The 17,655-nt window shown below is 37.7% G+C and carries 17 protein-coding genes; 7 read left to right on the forward strand and 10 right to left on the reverse strand.

Features of this window, described 5'->3' with window-relative positions:
- Nucleotides 1-342: 342 nt before the first annotated feature.
- Nucleotides 343-1,023, reverse strand: a complete 681-nt coding sequence (locus Q0948_RS14485) for a DUF4294 domain-containing protein (RefSeq protein WP_035336335.1) — start codon at nt 1,021-1,023, stop codon at nt 343-345.
- Nucleotides 1,024-1,131: 108 nt separating this feature from the next.
- Between Q0948_RS14485 and Q0948_RS14490 the strand changes: the two genes are divergently transcribed.
- Complete coding sequence (locus tag Q0948_RS14490; RefSeq protein ID WP_298354272.1) at nt 1,132-2,220, forward strand: M42 family metallopeptidase; 1,089 nt, start codon at nt 1,132-1,134, stop codon at nt 2,218-2,220.
- Nucleotides 2,221-2,317: 97 nt separating this feature from the next.
- Here Q0948_RS14490 and Q0948_RS14495 read toward each other — a convergent pair whose 3' ends face one another.
- Nucleotides 2,318-3,157 (reverse strand): 1,4-dihydroxy-2-naphthoyl-CoA synthase, encoded by an 840-nt coding sequence (locus tag Q0948_RS14495; protein ID WP_298354275.1) that lies wholly within the window; start codon nt 3,155-3,157, stop codon nt 2,318-2,320.
- A gap of 43 nt (nt 3,158-3,200) precedes the next feature.
- Between Q0948_RS14495 and Q0948_RS14500 the strand changes: the two genes are divergently transcribed.
- Entirely contained in the window at nt 3,201-4,340 is a 1,140-nt protein-coding gene (locus Q0948_RS14500) for a C1 family peptidase (protein ID WP_298354390.1), read from the forward strand.
- 40 nt (nt 4,341-4,380) lie between these two features.
- Here the strand turns inward: Q0948_RS14500 and Q0948_RS14505 are convergent, their stop codons facing one another.
- From Q0948_RS14505 to Q0948_RS14525, 5 genes are all read right to left on the reverse strand, one after another.
- Nucleotides 4,381-5,214 (reverse strand): S1-like domain-containing RNA-binding protein, encoded by an 834-nt coding sequence (locus Q0948_RS14505; protein ID WP_298354278.1) that lies wholly within the window; start codon nt 5,212-5,214, stop codon nt 4,381-4,383.
- A 92-nt stretch (nt 5,215-5,306) separates the two neighbouring features.
- A complete protein-coding gene (locus tag Q0948_RS14510) occupies nt 5,307-5,648 on the reverse strand; it encodes a DUF2853 family protein (protein ID WP_038600301.1) in 342 nt (113 codons plus the stop codon).
- A 79-nt stretch (nt 5,649-5,727) separates the two neighbouring features.
- Nucleotides 5,728-7,446, reverse strand: a complete 1,719-nt coding sequence (gene menD, locus Q0948_RS14515) for a 2-succinyl-5-enolpyruvyl-6-hydroxy-3-cyclohexene-1-carboxylic-acid synthase (protein WP_298354284.1) — start codon at nt 7,444-7,446, stop codon at nt 5,728-5,730.
- 94 nt (nt 7,447-7,540) lie between these two features.
- The gene (locus Q0948_RS14520) at nt 7,541-8,668 is read right to left on the reverse strand and encodes a chorismate-binding protein (RefSeq protein WP_298354287.1); all 1,128 of its coding nucleotides are present in this window, start codon (nt 8,666-8,668) and stop codon (nt 7,541-7,543) included.
- Nucleotides 8,668-9,087 carry a hotdog fold thioesterase gene (locus Q0948_RS14525; protein ID WP_298354290.1) on the reverse strand — a complete coding sequence of 140 codons (420 nt, stop codon included), beginning with the start codon at nt 9,085-9,087 and terminating at the stop codon, nt 8,668-8,670. Before Q0948_RS14525 ends, Q0948_RS14520 begins: the two co-directional genes overlap by 1 nt.
- Nucleotides 9,088-9,166: 79 nt before the next feature.
- On the opposite strand from Q0948_RS14525, the gene Q0948_RS14530 reads away from it, so the two are divergent.
- Nucleotides 9,167-9,700, forward strand: coding sequence for a hypothetical protein (locus Q0948_RS14530; protein ID WP_298354293.1), 534 nt, complete (start codon nt 9,167-9,169; stop codon nt 9,698-9,700).
- 66 nt (nt 9,701-9,766) lie between these two features.
- Nucleotides 9,767-10,357, forward strand: coding sequence for a GNAT family protein (locus Q0948_RS14535; RefSeq protein ID WP_038600287.1), 591 nt, complete (start codon nt 9,767-9,769; stop codon nt 10,355-10,357).
- Nucleotides 10,358-10,392: 35 nt separating this feature from the next.
- On the opposite strand, the gene mtaB is transcribed toward Q0948_RS14535, so the two are convergent.
- A complete protein-coding gene (mtaB, locus tag Q0948_RS14540) occupies nt 10,393-11,736 on the reverse strand; it encodes a tRNA (N(6)-L-threonylcarbamoyladenosine(37)-C(2))-methylthiotransferase MtaB (protein ID WP_298354298.1) in 1,344 nt (447 codons plus the stop codon).
- A gap of 125 nt (nt 11,737-11,861) precedes the next feature.
- On the opposite strand from mtaB, the gene Q0948_RS14545 reads away from it, so the two are divergent.
- Nucleotides 11,862-13,436, forward strand: coding sequence for an ABC transporter substrate-binding protein (locus Q0948_RS14545; protein WP_298354394.1), 1,575 nt, complete (start codon nt 11,862-11,864; stop codon nt 13,434-13,436).
- Between the two features lie 26 nt (nt 13,437-13,462).
- The gene (locus Q0948_RS14550) at nt 13,463-14,077 is read left to right on the forward strand and encodes a YigZ family protein (RefSeq protein ID WP_298354396.1); all 615 of its coding nucleotides are present in this window, start codon (nt 13,463-13,465) and stop codon (nt 14,075-14,077) included.
- On the opposite strand, the gene Q0948_RS14555 is transcribed toward Q0948_RS14550, so the two are convergent.
- Complete coding sequence (locus tag Q0948_RS14555; RefSeq protein ID WP_298354301.1) at nt 14,078-14,470, reverse strand: thioesterase family protein; 393 nt, start codon at nt 14,468-14,470, stop codon at nt 14,078-14,080.
- Between the two features lie 203 nt (nt 14,471-14,673).
- Between Q0948_RS14555 and dnaA the strand changes: the two genes are divergently transcribed.
- Nucleotides 14,674-16,101 carry a chromosomal replication initiator protein DnaA gene (dnaA, locus tag Q0948_RS14560; protein ID WP_035328159.1) on the forward strand — a complete coding sequence of 476 codons (1,428 nt, stop codon included), beginning with the start codon at nt 14,674-14,676 and terminating at the stop codon, nt 16,099-16,101.
- A gap of 89 nt (nt 16,102-16,190) precedes the next feature.
- Here the strand turns inward: dnaA and Q0948_RS14565 are convergent, their stop codons facing one another.
- Nucleotides 16,191-17,654 carry a glutamate synthase subunit beta gene (locus Q0948_RS14565; RefSeq protein WP_298354306.1) on the reverse strand — a complete coding sequence of 488 codons (1,464 nt, stop codon included), beginning with the start codon at nt 17,652-17,654 and terminating at the stop codon, nt 16,191-16,193.
- Between the last annotated feature and the right edge of the window lies 1 nt (nt 17,655).

Consider the following 17,655-nt stretch of genomic DNA (forward strand, 5'->3'; position numbering starts at 1 on the left):
CGGCTGCAAAACTACAACCTTTTTTGACTTTACAAACTATCTTTTGAAAATAATTTGAAATAAATTTTAAAGCCAATCAAACAAACATTTATAAGAACTACCGCTTGCAGTCAAACGGGTGGCAAAGATACACAGAAGTTCAAGTCTGACAAGTATTTTTTAAATAAATTTCAAAATAATTTACAAACCACTGACCTTCTTTACCTTAAACAATATGAATTATATCTTCTTTTAGAATGAGGCTAATATTGCAGTAATTAAACGTGTACTATGGAGGGGAAATAGTCGAGGATATTATTTCGCGAAAGCGTAAAAGGTACACTACTCTAAAGTATATAGGTACTACTCTACTCCTTTATTCTTCCACTTATCTGATAATTCGAGAAATTTAAAATCTAACACACTAGGCTGCGGCTCAAGTATACCTGATTGAAAAGAACGCTGTAGTATATCTTCTATAAGGTAATCCTCTTGTTCTTGTTCTGGATTGAATTCTCTCTTAAGTGAAATATCAAAAGCGCTTGCGGTGGTGTTATACCAAAATGCTCTCCAGCCACTGCGTAGTCTCTTTATTAACTCGAAGGCTGTCTCACCTGTTTGACGATGTATGAGTTTAATAAGTATTTGCCCCTCTGTGCGTGTGAGTTTCTTAAGCTCTGCCGAAAATTCGCCTTCTAGGTACTTATGAATGATTTTTGTGTATTTCTTTCTAGCACGTTTTCCTTCTATGGAGTCAAGTCTATTATTAAGCGCGACCAGCCTATCTGCAGCGAGTTTTGCATAAGGAAAAACCTTTCTGGTTTTACGGCGCAGTATTAGGTATCGTCTTCGGTCTTGCTTATTATCAAATTTTAGCCTTTTAAAAACAATTACCTCATTAAGATCTATAGCGCTCCTTGGAATGGTGTCCCCTTGAATTATGTAATATTCAATTTCAACTTCTGTTGAATCTACAGGAGTTTCTTGAGCTTGTGCAAGCCCTGCTATGAATACTATTATATATAGGAGATTATGTATGCGCATCTTTTTTATTTCGCTTTAAGCTAAAATCATTCCAAAATTAAAGATTAGAGTGCTATAACGTCATTAACTCTTGGTTAATATTCTTACTTTTAAAAAAAATATTATTCTATGGCTTCAAAAAGCATTTTAAATAAAAAGTCTTTAGACTTTCTTGAGAGTTACCTCAACAACGCAGCTCCTACAGGCTATGAGTGGGATGGACAGAAATTATGGATGGATTATCTCAAACCATATGTAGATGAGTTTATCACAGATACCTACGGTACGGCGGTTGCGGTAATAAATCCTGAGGCAAAATATAAGGTTGTAATAGAAGGTCACGCAGATGAAATCTCTTGGTATGTAAATTACATAGCAGATAATGGTCTTATCTATGTAATACGCAATGGTGGTAGTGATCACCAGATTGCACCTTCTAAGATTGTAAACGTGCATACTAAAAACGGAATTGTAAAAGGAGTTTTTGGCTGGCCAGCAATACATACTCGTAATAAAGCAAAAGAAGAAGCACCAAAACCTGGCAATATCTTTATAGACATAGGAGCAAAAGATAAAGAGGAGGTAGAAAAAATGGGTGTACACGTAGGTTGTGTAATTACATATCCAGACACCTTCCATATTCTTAATGACGATAAATTTGTGTGTAGAGCGATAGATAACCGCGCTGGTGGTTTTATGATTGCAGAGGTAGCGAGACTTTTACACGAGAATAAAAAGAAACTACCTTTTGGACTATACATCACAAACTCAGTACAAGAAGAGATAGGACTACGTGGAGCACAAATGATTGCAGAGCGCATAAAACCAGATGTTGCCATTGTCACAGATGTTACTCACGACACGACAACACCTATGATAGATATGAAAAAACAGGGACACGCAGAGATAGGCAAAGGTCCTGTAGTTGCTTATGCTCCTGCTGTACAGCAAAAACTACGTGACCGTATTACAGAGACTGCAGAGAAGAAAGAGATTCCTTTCCAAAGAGCTGCACTATCCCGTGCTACGGGTACAGATACAGATGCTTTTGCTTATAGCGGTAGTGGTGTTGCCTCTGCTCTTATATCATTACCATTAAGATATATGCACACTACTGTTGAGATGGTACACCGTGAAGATGTAGAGAATGTAATAAAACTTATTTATGAAACGCTGCTTACTATAGAAGATGGTGAGACGTTTTCATATTTTGAATAAGTAGTAGTTACGCTTTCGCGAAAGCGTTTTTAATAAAAATCCCGCTCTATAATATAGAGCGGGATTTTTTATGTATACTATTAAACTACTCCTTTCATTAAGGAATCCACTTCTTGTCAAAGTTAGGTGCTCTTTTTTCTAAAAATGCATTTCTACCCTCTACGGCCTCATCTGTCATATATGCCAGACGCGTTGCCTCACCAGCAAAAACTTGTTGTCCCACCATACCGTCATCTGTAAGGTTCATCGCAAATTTGAGCATCTTTATAGATATAGGTGATTTTGCAAGAATCTCTTGCGCCCACTCGTAGGCAGTATCTTCTAGCTCTGCGTGAGGTATCACTGCATTTACCATACCCATCTCATAAGCCTCTTGAGCAGAATAGTTTCTACCTAAGAAGAAAATCTCTCTCGCTTTCTTTTGACCTACCATTTTTGCGAGGTAAGCACTTCCGTATCCACCGTCAAAAGAAGTTACATCTGCATCTGTTTGTTTAAAAATAGCGTGTTCCTTACTTGCAAGAGTTAGGTCACAAACTACGTGCAGGCTATGCCCACCTCCTACTGCCCATCCCGGGACAACAGCAATTACTGCCTTAGGCATAAAACGTATGAGACGTTGCACCTCAAGTATATTTAATCTATGGTATCCATCTTCACCTACATACCCTTCTTTACCACGCGCTTTTTGATCTCCTCCAGAGCAAAAACTATAAATACCGTCTTTAGAAGATGGCCCCTCGGCAGAGAGTAACACGACTCCTATAGATGTATCTTCATTTGCATCATAAAAGGCATCATATAATTCCTTTGTAGTATTAGGCCTAAACGCGTTGCGCACGTCTGGTCTATTAAACGCTATACGAGCAACACCGTTACTCTTTTTGTAAGTTATGTCTTTATATTCTTTGGCTGTTTGCCAGTTTGGCTTATCCATAATATGCTATTTTTACGTAAAAATAATTCTTTATTACTAGATGATGAAAAAAGTACTACTAAGTATTGTGGTTGTTTTTGCTTTCGCGAAAGCGTATTACGCACAAGAAAACACTACGGGTTCTTACATTTTTACAGATACTATTGATTTACAGGCTACACCAGTCATAAGTCAAGGAGTAACAGGAACGTGCTGGAGTTTTAGTACATCTTCATTTTTAGAAAGCGAGATTGCTAGACTTACTGGTAAAATGGTAGATCTTTCGGAAATGTACACAGTAAGGAATACTTACCCGTCAAAAGCTGAAAATTATGTAATGCGTCAAGGAAAGGCTCAATTTTCTGAAGGCGGACTCGCGCACGATGTCATTAATAGTGTTACGCGTTATGGCCTAGCACCAAACAGCGCCTACACCGGCCTGACACTTACAGACACCAAACATAACCACGCCGAAATGGTGGCCGTTATACATAGTATGCTAGACACTTATATAGATAATCCAGGAAGAACTTTAAGCAAAAAGTGGAAAACCGCAGTAGATAAGGTGCTGGATGTTTATCTAGGTGAGAATATTACTAATTTTTCTTATGATGGCAAAACATACACTCCTAATGAGTTTGCAAATACAATGAAGATAGTGCCTAGCGATTATGTAACACTAACTTCTTTTACTCACCAGCCATTTTACAAATCATTCATCCTTAATATTCCTGATAACTTTTCTAATGGTGCGATGTATAATCTTCCGCTAGATGAGTTTGTCTTAAATATAGATAACGCATTGAGCAACGGTTTTACAGTAACGCTAGATTGTGATGTGAGTGAGTTATCTTTTTCTTCAAAACACGGTGTAGCTGTAATTCCAGACAATGAAAGTAATAAGAAGCTCGCTGTACTAGGACCAGAGCTAGAAAAAACAATTACACAACAATACCGTCAAGATGAGTTTGAAAACTACAATACTACAGATGACCACTTGATGCATATTACAGGGAAAGCAACAGATCAAAATGGTAATGTCTATTATAAAGTAAAAAACTCGTGGGGTACAGAAACTGGAAGAACGAAGTATGATGGCTACATATATATGAGTGTGCCCTACATACGTCTCAAAGCTATCTCTGTGCTTATGCATAAAGAAGGGCTAGATAAAGCTACCTCAAAAAAAATGAGCAAAAACTAGTTATAGTTTTTGCTCATTTATATAGTATAAAGAACTTGGGTTAATCAATTATATGAATCCCATCTTCTTTTATTAAAATCTTACGATCTCTATATAGCGTCCCGATTGCTTTTTTAAAGCTCTTCTTACTAAGACCAAGTTGATTTTGAATATCTACTGGATCTGATTTATCGTGTAGCGGCATAAAACCATCATTAGCCTGTAACTCTTCATAGATATATTGCGCATTAGGCTCTATACTTTTGTAACCTTCTTCTTGTAAGATAAGATCTATTTTACCATCTGGTCGTACTTTTTTAACCCAAGCGTCTAGCTTGTCACCGGTTCTTATATCTTCAAAGATGTCTTCTTTATATATAAGCCCTTTGTGCTTTCCGTTTACTATAGCGTTTGCTCCTCTATCTGTAATATGTGAGATAATGATGTCTACCTTATCAAACTTCTTCACCTCTATATTATCATTAGAGAGGTACTTCATTGTTTTACTAGTCGCTGCAAGGCGATTTGTTTTCTCATCTAGATACATATAAACTATGTACCAGCTACCTACCTTCATAGGTCTTGCTTGTTGAGCAAAAGGAACAAAAAGTTCTTTTTCTAATCCCCAGTCTAAAAAGGCTCCTACATTATTTACCGCAGTACAACGTAAGTACCCAAAATTATTAAGCTCTATATAAGGCTTTAGTGTAGTTGCTACTGGTCGCTCCTCGTGATCTAAATAAACATATACATTAAGTTCATCCCAAATTTTATACTCTTCTGGCACGTACTTATTAGGTAACAAGACATCATCTCCTGCTTCATTAGAAAGAAAGAGCCCTGGCTCTGTCTCTCTGTCTATTCTCATTATGTGGTATTTTCCTATTTCTAACATATTCTTTTGTAAAATGCAAAAGTACAACTACTACAAAGAAAAAAGCGCCTTGACGTGAGTCAAAGCGCTTTCTACATACATTATAAAGTAGTCTATTTATAAACAGACTCTTTTTTGAAGTGCTTAGTAAGCATATAGTATACTACTGCACGGTATTTATTACGATTAGACTTTCCGTAAGTTTCAAGAACACTGTCTATAGCTTTATCAAGATCTGCGCTATCTGCAAGACCTAATTTTTTAATCAAAAAGTTATTCTTTACAGTAGCAATTTCTGTTTCAGAACTTCCTGATACTGTTGATGAGTCTTTGTTATAAATTGATGGTCCACATCCTATTGTTACTTTAGTAAGGAGATCCATATCTGCGGTCATACCACATTTGTTCTTTAAATCATCTGCATATTTTGAGATGAGTTCTGCTCTTTTGCTCATAATTTTTTATAGTTACTTGTTGATTAAATTATTAATTCACTTTAAAGATAAGGAAAAAGTTAAACTCTCTTAAAAAAATTTATTTTATGAACTTAAAGTAGTCAAGAAGCACTTCATCGTTAATTTTGCGCGGTGTAAAGATTTCTAGCAGCGTAGGTTGAGATGAAGATGCATATAGCTGTTTTTTTGCTGCTACACATTCCTCTTCGTTTGTTGCCTTGATATATCTAAAATTATACATCTCACAAAGCTTCTCTGCGGCTAAGTGGTGTGTTGTTTCAAAAAACTCATCAAAGTTATTTGTGTTCTTATCCTCATTAGGTAAAATTCTAAATATACCTCCACCACTATTATTAATAACTATAATCTTAAAGTCATTAGGAATATATTGATTCCATAATGCATTACTATCGTAAAAGAAACTAAGCTCTCCCGTTACTAAGGTTGTAATTTTATCACTTACCATCGCACCACCTATCGCTGTGCTCGTACTACCATCTATACCGCTCGTACCTCTATTACAATATACCTCTAGTGTTTTATTTACGTCAAAGAGTTGTGCATACCTTACCGTACTACTATTACCTAACTGCAATACAGAGTGATCTGGAATTATCTCTAATATGTGATCAAAGGCTTTAAAGTCACACCAATCCATTTGTGCAATGTACTCACTATGCAATCTATCTCTCTTTGCCCGTACAGCGAGCCAACTTTCTTGATAAGTACTTTCTTTAGGCTCGGTAAGTGCCTGCAGTTTTTCTAAAAAGAAAGAAGCACTTACCTCAAAGTGCCTATTAAGACAGAAATATGTATCGTATGCTTTCTTAGTATCTACGTGCCAGTGTTGCTCAGGTTGATAATTTCTTAAAAACGCTTTTACCTTTTTTGACACCACCATCCCTCCAAAGGTGAGAAGGATCTCAGGTTGCAAGTCTTTAAATCCAGTATCGTCTAGACTCCCTATAATGTTATCTATACGTGTAAAAAAATTAGGATGTGCTACATTAGACGTAGTTTCTGTAAACACAACAACACTTGGGTCATTACCTAGTAAATCTAGCAATGCCGGAGACATTGTATCTGGATCTTGCACTCCTATAATTACAAGTTTACGAGTTGCCTTACTCCAGTCTTGAGCATAAGGCAGTAATTCTTTATTAGAAAGTTCTTTTTCTATAAGCTTAGGTGCAATTTCTATAGGAGTATCTATAGATACATCTGTCATCTCATATAATGGCTCATAAAATGGCACGTTAATATGTACTGGTCCAGATTGTTCAATTGCTACATTAAGCGCTTTATTGATTTCTTGATTATTATGACGCTGGCTTTCCTTTATTTTTTGAGCCACCTTTGTATCTGTTACATCATCTGTAGGAACTAACTCAGAATACAAGTTTGCCGAATAAAGGATATGATTTTCAAACACATTTTTTTGTCGTATAGTTTGTCCATCACCTATATCTATGCGCTCTATGGGTCTGTCTGCACTTATTGCTATGAGCGGTATGTCACTATAAAAAGCCTCTGAGATTGCTGGATAGTAATTAAGCAAGGCGCTTCCAGATGTGCATACCAGCGCGACAGGTCTACCCGTTTGTTGAGCTATGCCCAAACCTACAAAAGCAGCACATCGCTCGTCTACTATACTATATGCCTTGATTTTAGGATTCTTTGTAAACTCTATCGTAAGTGGCGCATTACGTGAGCCCGGTGATATAATAACCGTATCAATACCTTTACTCAAGCAAAGGTGTACGATAGATTGTGCAACTGGAATTTTTGAATGAATCATTAATTACAAAAATACGACTTCTACACCGCAGTATACTAGTAGAAAAAATCAGTTTTATTGAAATTTCTATTAGAATAGTAAACACATACAATGACTATAAAACAGTTGCAACTGTCTGCAATTTATTTACAGTTTCCTCCCACTCTAACGCCGGCTTACTAGAAGCGGTTATACCACCACCTACATATAATTGTGCGCCCTGAGCATCTACTTCCATACAGCGTAGATTCACAAATAGATGCGTATGCTTTTTCACAGCGCCGTAGGCTAGATTCTCAACATTACGACGTGTGCTTGCTCGTTTTTTTTCTGTCTTTATATTGAGCTCTCCTAAAAAACCAGTATAATATGATCTATTATAATTCTCATTTTGTAAGATAAAATCTCTGGCCTCAAGCTTAGGCAAACCACATACGGCTGGCGTAGGGTGCAGTGCTTGTATTATAGATGCAAGCTTAGCATCATTATCGTGTACTATAGCAGTAATATCTGTTTTAAGATGCAATAAAGTACCAGCTTGATGCGTATGGGTTTCAGACACTTTCAAGTCTTCTACTACATCTCTAAGATTATATGCTATAGTATCTGTAACAAGCTGCTGCTCTTCTATTTCCTTTGCTCCCCAGCTTACCTCTAGAGTATCTTCTTTCTTCTGTGTGCCAGCTAGCGACATTGTATAAAGCTTTCTATTTTCGACCGAGAGAAGGGTTTCGGGTGTGGCGCCTAGCCATAATCCTACTTTAGGGTGATACCAGCAATACACAAAAGCTGTTGCGTAGCTGTCCAGCAATCTTTTAAAAATAGATATAGGTGACTCATAGTTGTGATTTATTTTTTGCTTTCGCGAAAGCACAACTTTCTTCAATCCAGTAGTTTCAATCTCATTTATACCACTTTCTACAAGTGCAATATGTTGCTCTTTTGCTCCTTGAGCCGCTTCAACCGAAGTTGTTACATTCTCCTCGTTAGATTGAGTAGTTACATACACATCTAGACGCATCTCATAAGACTGTGATTGCGGAATCAATATGGTTTCTGACGTAGTTGTGTCAAAAGGAGCAAACACAAATCCACTCTCAATAAAGTCTGAAACAGTATATAACTCATCTTCTTCTTGAAGCAAAGCAGTAACCTTTTTTTGGTTTGGCTTCCTGTATACCACAAAGGGTAATGCTTCATCAAAATGATTTTGAATCTCTATAAAGAATGCGTTTTGATCCATTACTTTCTAGGCAGGGCTATCGTTGTAAGTTTACACTTTGAAATAAGATTATCTTCTTCATCTACCACATCAATATTCCATAGCTGAGTGGTGCGACCTTTATGAATAAATGTTGCCTTTGCATACACCATTCCTTCACGTTTACTCTTTACGTGATTTGCAGAGATTTCAATACCTCTTATCGTATGTGCCTGGTCTAAAAACATAAAACTAGCTGCACTACCTACACTCTCTGCAAGAGCCACCATTGCGCCGCCGTGTAAAACACCGTCTGGCTGGTGAACTCTAGGGGTAACAGGCATTTGTGCTGTCAAAAAATCTTCACCAAAGTCTATATACTCAATGTCTAAAGTTTCCATTAATGTATTCTTGCAGCTTTCTGCCAGGCGTGCAAGCACTTCGTCTTTTGTGTAATTCATAGTAATATGTTAAATAATGTTCTATGCAGAACTTTCTGTATTCAAATTTCGTTAATATTGCGGACAAATTCCCTTAATTATGATTAAAAAGACCATAGCAATTACCGTATTACTCTTAACTTTTATAGCCTGTGATAAGCTAGATGAGTTAACAAAGTTTAATATAGATTACACCACAAACATTACAATACAGTCTACAAGTATACTAGACGCTCCATTTGATATTGTTACACCAGAAACTACTACAAACTCTCAACAAGAGTTTGAAAATAATAATACAAATGCAGACCTAGTAGAGAGTGTGAAACTCACAAAACTCACATTAAACTTACAAACGCCAGAGTCTGGTGATTTTGATTTTCTTAATGACATAGCTATCTACATAAATGCAGATGGACTAGAAGAGCGCCTCATTGCCTCTAGTACAAGTATACCAGAAGATGGGGCTAGAACATTAGATCTAGACGTAGTAAATACAGAGCTTAAAGATTATATACAAGGTGATACATACACATTGCGCACAGAGACTACTACAGATCAAACCATAGAGTCTGATCACGAGATTGAGATTTATACAAGATTTAGAGTAGATGCAAAGATTTTAGGACTATAATCTTATAACACCTATCACTTCTTAAAAATGTGTCGTACTTTTAAAGTGCGACACATTTTTTTATATATGAAAATCAAAACTCTCGAAAACAAGCGTGCAAAACTTCTCACCCTGGAGAGTTATCACTATCGTGATTTACTACCACTATCAAGTCAGGTAGACCTTAATGCATATGGAGGCTCAGATATTTCAACAGGGCCAAAATTAAAGAAGTATATCAAAGACGCCATTACCAGACGTCAAGCAGGTACTGCGCTCCCATTTATCATTTTTGACAAGGAGCTATGTAAGTTTGCAGGCTCTACTCGTTTTGGAAATATAGATAAGGTTAACAAAGTCGTTCATATAGGATGGACGTGGCTTGGAGAAGATTTTCGCGGAAGCGGTCTCAACCAGCATATTAAATTTTTAATGCTGCGCTATGCTTTTGAAAAACTCTCGTATGAGCGAGTAGAGTTTCGTATAGATGAGCGTAACACACGATCAAGAAAAGCCGTCGAAAAGCTGGGCGCAACCCTAGAAGGAATTTTACGCAAGGACATTATTACAAAAAATGGCCGTAGGCGCAACTCCTGCTGCTACTCAATTTTAAGAGATGAGTGGGAAGATATTAAAAACACTCGCTTTGTAGAAGTGCTTAACCGTAGTGAAGAATAGGGTTAAGAGTACGCTTTCGCGAAGGCGTATAAACACTACGCCTCTACACCCACAAAGTCAAATCGCACCATACCATCATCATCTATACTGGTAAGTTGTACCTCGTGTAGCTGGTTTACAAGCTCTGGGTTCCAAGGAGCTTTTACTTTTACATAGTTTTCTGTAAAGCCGTGTATATATCCCTCTTTATTTTCACTTTCAAAAAGTACTGTGCGCTTGGTATCTAGCTGTGATTCATAAAAGGCACGTCTCATTTTTGCCGAAAGGCCACGCAACATCTTACTGCGTTTGCTACGCACATTTTTTGGTACCACACCATCCATTGTGGCTGCTGGCGTATTATCTCTTTCAGAATAAGTAAATACGTGTAAGTATGATATATCTAGGCTGTTAAGAAAGTTATAGGTCTCAAGAAAATCTTCATCTGTCTCTCCCGGAAAACCTACAATCACATCTACACCTATACAGGCGTGAGGCATCACTTCTTTAATTTTTGCAACGCGATCTACGTAGAGTTCTCGCTGGTAGCGACGTCGCATTAAACCTAATATTTTATTACTCCCGCTTTGTAGGGGTATATGGAAGTGAGGCACAAAGGTGCGTGAATTTGACACGACCTCGATGGTTTCATTTTTAAGAAGATTAGGCTCTATAGATGAGATGCGTAGTCGCTCTATACCGTCTACCTTATCAAGCTCTTGTACGAGTTCTAGAAAAGTGTGCTCGTGTTTTTTGTTACCAAATTCTCCTTTACCGTAGTCACCTATATTTACACCTGTGAGGACAATCTCCTTGATATCTTGTGTAGCGATTTTGGCCGCATTATCCAGTACATTCTGTAAAGTATCACTTCTAGAGATACCACGTGCTAGTGGTATGGTACAATAGGTACATTTATAATCGCAACCATCTTGCACTTTTAAGAAAGCGCGTGTACGATCACCTATAGAGTAAGAGCTTACATAAAAGTCTGCATCTTGTATCTCACAGGCGTGTACCTCTCCTCCATCACGGGCACGGTCTGGATTGTTAAGCAAGTCGTTTATGTAGCTTGTTACATTAAACTTCTCTGTAGCTCCTAGTACAAGATCTACTCCGTCTACCGCAGCAAGTTCTTCTGGTTTGAGTTGTGCGTAGCACCCTACAGCTACTTTTACAGCATCTGGATTTGCTTTTTGAGCTTGCTTTACAATGTTTTTAAAACGTTTATCTGCATTTTCTGTAACACTACAGGTGTTTATCACATAAACATCTGCGGCTTCAGAAAAGTCTACCTTATCAAAACCTTCCTTGCCAAAACTGCGCGCGATGGTGCTGGTTTCAGAAAAATTAAGTTTACAACCTAAGGTATAAAAAGCGACTTTCTTTGTAGAAGACATTTGGACTATATTTGTGTACTGCTTAGCCTTAAAAAAGGTGGGCAAAGATACTCTTAATTATTTGCTTACTCAAATTGAAAAACACCCGCTCACTTTTACTCAATTATTCCTTACTTATACTTTGCATACTTAGTACTATAGGTTGTGACAAAGGTGATACGAGTGATCGTGATCATCAAGTTTTCAGATATAACGAGCAGTATCAAATTTCTACACTAGACCCTGCTTTTGCTCGTAACCCTCCTATAATATGGCCGGTTAACCAGCTATTTAATGGTCTGGTACAACTAGATAATGATCTTAATGTACAACCAGATATTGCAAAGTCTTGGGAAATATCTCAAGATGCGCTTACGTATACATTTATACTACGTGATGACGTGCGATTTCATAAACACCCTGCTTTTAACACTAAAGACAGTACACGCATAGTAACCGCTGCAGATTTTGTTTACTCCTTTAATAGACTACGTGACCCAAAAATTGCCTCACCTGGGAGCTGGGTATTGGGCAATGTGGCAAGTTACAGCGCTGTAAATGACACCACATTTACCATTACATTAAAGAAGGCCTTTCCCGCTTATCTAGGTTTACTTAGTATGCGCTACTGCTCTGTTGTTCCTAAAGAGATTACTACACATTATGGTAACGAGTTTAGATCTCACCCCATAGGCACTGGGCCATTTAAGTTCAAACGCTGGGAAGAAGGTGTAAAACTAGTATTACGTAAAAATGAGCTCTACTATGAAAAAGATGAGGATGGCAACCAGCTACCCTATCTTGAGGCGGTCGCCATTACATTTTTACCAGATAAGCAAAGTGAGTTTTTACAATTTGCACAAGGCAATATAGATTACCTTAATAGTTTAGATCCATCATATAAAGATGAGATTCTTACCGCTTCTGGCACTTTAAGAGCAAAGTATCAAGATCGCGTACAGCTTGAAAAAGTACCGTGGCTTAATACAGAGTACATAGGCTTTTACTTAGACAGTGACACGCCAGAGGTACAATCTGCTTTACTACGCAAGGCGGTAAACTACGGTTTTGATCGTAAAAAAATGATTACGTACCTGCGCAATGGTATCGGCAAGCCGGCTGTAAATGGTTTTATACCTAAAGGGCTACCTGGCTATGATCATATAAAAGGATATAATTATAATGGTACGCTTTCGCGAAAGCTCATAGCACAATACATTAAAGAAACAGGAGACACATCTCCAGAAATCACCATAGGCACAAACAGCCAGTACCTAGATATCTGTGAGTACATACAACGAGAGTTACAAAAGGTAGGTTTAAAAGTAAATATAGACGTGATGCCTCCATCTACGCTACGACAGATGAAGAGTAGCGGAGAGCTAGATGCCTTTAGAGCAAGCTGGATTGCAGATTATCCAGATGCCGAAAACTACTTAAGCTTATTTTATAGTAAGAACTTCACGCCAAATGGACCAAACTACACGCATTTTAAAAGTGCAACCTATGATAGTTTATACGAGCATAGTTTGAGCATTACAGATATAGGCCAGCGCAAAAAATTATATCGCACTATGGATTCTCTTATAATAGACAAGTCTCCTATTATACCGCTTTATTATGACGAGGTAGTGCGCTTTACTCAAAAAACGATTTCTGGTTTTGAACCTAATGCACAAAACTTTCTTGTGTTGAAATATGTGAAGAAGCAAAAATTATAACCCCTCATCAATAAAAATCAATAGCCATCGCACCAAAAGACACCTATAAAACAATACTAACCCCATCTGAAGAGACACTATTTAAGGATAGAAACAGCAAGTTTTTTGGCTACGCATTTCCGGTGACATCAGAGGCCGAAGTAAAAGAGCATATAGAAGGTCTTAAAAAACAACATTACCAAGCGCGTCACTGGTGTTATGCATATGTACTAGGTAAAGAGTACGAGCAATACCGAGCAAATGATGATGGAGAACCGTCTAACAGTGCTGGAGCGCCTATTTATGGACAGCTACAGTCTTATGATGTTACAAATGTGCTTGTTGTAGTCGTGCGTTATTTTGGCGGGACAAAGCTTGGTGTAGGTGGTTTAATAAATGCGTATCGTACAGGAGCTCAAAATGCACTAGAGGCTTCTCATATTGTAGAAAAAACAATAGACATCCCCTTTAAAGTACAATTTGAGTACCCACTACTTAATAAAGTAATGCGGTTAATAAATGATTACAAAGTGACTATCATTAACCAGCATATGGAAATGAACTGTATTTTTACACTCGCCATACGTAGAAAAGAGTCTAAAAAAGTGATTAATGCTTTTAATGAAGTGTATGGAATAACACTTCTAGAAGACGAAGATTAATTATAGCTTATCAAGTATGTATTGCGGACATCTCATAGGTCTGCCAGTTTCGGTATTAATAAAGATCAATTCTGTACTTGCGATTGTTAATAAATCATCATCTTGGTTAAAAACCTCATAATCGAATGTTATTCTCACCGTCGGTGTAGCGCGCAAGCTTGTAACAATTTTTAGGGTATCATCAAAGAGCGCAGACTTCTTAAACGTAGTTTTTAAATTATAAACTGGTAGCATCACTCCGTTCTCCTCCATCCACTTATAAGAGATTCCTAATTTCTCAAGCCACTCAAGCCTAGCCACTTCCAAGTATTGTGCATAGTTACTGTGATGGACAAAGCCCATTTGGTCAGTTTCAGAATATCTAACTTTCAGAAAAGTAATATGATTTTTCACAGAGTAAACGGTATTTTTTCGTAGTTTTAATCCTCAGTTCATATTGCAACAAAAATTGCGAAAAAACAACCCCTATTCAGTTTTTTTATTACTTTTTTTGTTCACATATTTGTGATGCTTTTAAAGGGTACTTTATCAACACGACGATAAACCTTTCAAAAGGCTTTCTAGACAACCGAAAACCTAATAATTTAACTAAACGAATGACTCTAACTGCGCAATCTGTATGGGATAACTGTCTCTCCTTTATAAAGGACAACATTACACCCCAAGCATACAAAACGTGGTTTGAACCGATTAAGGCGGTCAAACTCACAGATAACGCACTAAGTATTCAAGTACCTAGTAAATTCTTTTACGAGTGGCTTGAAGAACACTACGTAAAGCTCCTTAAAGTTGCTCTCAATAAAGTACTAGGTGAAAACGCCAAACTGGTCTATGTGATCAAGATGGAAAATACCTACGGAAACAATCAACCTTTTACAGAAAGAATTCCTAGTGCAAATCGTAGCACTATGAAATCACAAGAGGTAGATGCTCCGCTTAAAAATAAAAATCCAGAGCTTAAAAATCCTTTTGTAATTCCTGGAATAAGAAATTTACAAATAGAATCACAGCTCAACCCTAACTATAATTTTGAAAACTTTTTAGAAGGAGACTCAAACCGTCTTGCAAGATCTGCAGGTATGGCCGTGGCAAATAAACCAGGAGGGACTTCTTTTAATCCGCTTTTAATATTTGGAGGAGTAGGTTTAGGTAAAACACACCTTGCTCACGCAATAGGTGTACAGATAAAAGATAAGTATCCTGCAAAAACTGTTTTATACATTTCTGCAGAGAAGTTCACACAACAATATATAGAGTCTGTAAAAAAGAATAATAGAAATGACTTCATTCACTTCTATCAAGTTATAGACGTTCTTATTGTAGATGATATTCAACTACTAAGTGGTAAGGCAGGTACACAAGATGTATTTTTCCACATTTTTAACCACCTACACCAAAACGGAAAACAGGTAATCCTTACCTCAGACAAGGCTCCTGTAGATATGCAAGATATAGAGCAACGTCTCTTATCACGTTTTAAATGGGGATTAAGTGCAGAGCTACAACACCCTAGTTTTGAAACACGCATCGCCATTATAAAGCAAAAGCTTTATCAAGATGGTGTTGAAATGCCAGAAGAGATTGTAGAGTTTCTTGCAAATAACATTAAAACTAATGTACGCGAGCTAGAAGGTGCAATTATATCACTTATAGCACACTCATCTTTTAACAAGAAAGAGATCACTCTCGACCTTGCAAAAAAGATTGTAGACAACTATGTAAAACATACTAAGAGAGAGGTCTCTATAGACTATATCCAAAAGATTGTTTCAGATTACTTCCAGATGGATGTAGAAACATTACAGTCTAAAACACGTAAAAGACATATCGTACAAGCGAGACAACTAGCAATGTTCTTTGCAAAGAAGCTTACTAAAGCTTCACTAGCAAGCATAGGTTCACAGATAGGACAGCGCGACCACGCAACAGTTCTTCACGCTTGTAAAACGGTAGATAATCTAGCGAGTACAGATAAGCAGTTTAGAAAATATGTAGAAGACCTTGGCAAAAAACTCTCAGTTTAAAACCAGAATCATAAAATAGAAAAAGCCTCAAAATATATGTTTTGAGGCTTTTTTTTATGCTTTCGCGAAAGCGTACTAACTACTATAAACTAGCGTCTAGGTAAGTCACTATCTTCATCTTTAAGTGGCAATTGCGAACTTCCCATCAAGTATGCATCTACGTGATGTGCAGCTTGTCTTCCTTCTGAGATTGCCCACACAATGAGTGATTGCCCTCTACGCATATCTCCAGCAGCAAATACACCTGAAACACTAGTCGCATATGACGTAGCTTTTACGTTACCACGCATATCTGTATCTAAATGTAGCTGGTCTATAAGTGTCTTTTCCGGCCCTGTAAAGCCTAGTGCAAGGAAAGCCATATCGCAAGGCCACTCCTTTTCTGTTCCTGGTAATTCTTTAAGCTCACGTCTTCCATTGTCATTTGTAACCCACTCTACCTCTGAGGTTATAAGTCCCGTGAGATTACCACTGGCATCACCCACAAACTCCTTTGTAGAAATACTAAAAACTCTTTCTACCCCTTCCTTGTGAGAAGAACTGGTGCGCAAGCGCATAGGGTAATAAGGCCAGGGTTGCTCTGTAGGTCGCTCTATAGTAGGTCTATTAAGAATCTCAAAATTTGTAACGGTTTTTGCTCCTTGTCTATTACTAGTACCTATACAGTCTGAGCCTGTATCACCACCACCTATAACAATCACGTTTTTATCTGTAGCTACAATAGTTTCATCCCACTCAGTTATACCATCTTGTCGCTCATTGTTTTGTTTTAAAAAGTCCATTGCTTGATACACTCCTTTAAGATGCGCCCCTTTTATAGGTATAGACCTCCTCAAAGTAGCACCACCACAGAGTACAATCGCGTCATACTCATCTTGAAGCGTCTCTACACTTATGGTATGCCCTACATCTGCATTTGTTTTAAAAGTTATACCCTCATCTTTAAGTACAGCCAGGCGTCTGTCTATCACATTTTTTTCCATCTTAAAATCTGGAATACCATACCTTAAGAGACCTCCTACTTTACTATCGCGCTCAAATACGGTCACAGTGTGCCCAGCCCTATTAAGCTGCTGTGCAGCGGCTAGTCCAGAAGGGCCAGACCCTATCACTGCAACCGATTTGTGTGTACGTTTTTGCGGTGGTTGTGGGACAATCCATCCCTCGTCAAAAGCTCGTTCTACTATATTTTTTTCTATATTTTCTATACTTACGGGATCTGCATTTATACCTAGAACACAAGCCTCTTCACAAGGTGCTGGACATAAACGCCCTGTAAATTCTGGAAAATTATTTGTCGCGTGTAGTATAGTTGCCGCTTCTTTCCACCTTCCTTTATAGACTGCATCATTAAAATCTGGAATGAGATTGCCCAGCGGGCATCCCGAGTGACAAAACGGAATACCACAATCCATACAGCGGCCGCCTTGTTCTTTTAAATCTGCTTCTTCTAGCGGTACAGTAAACTCCTTATAATTTTTAACACGCTCTTCTGGCGCTATATATCCTTCGTCTTTGCGATCGTATTCTAAAAATCCTGTTACTTTCCCCATC

Source organism: uncultured Dokdonia sp., assembly GCF_947496725.1.
Taxonomy (GTDB): domain Bacteria; phylum Bacteroidota; class Bacteroidia; order Flavobacteriales; family Flavobacteriaceae; genus Dokdonia.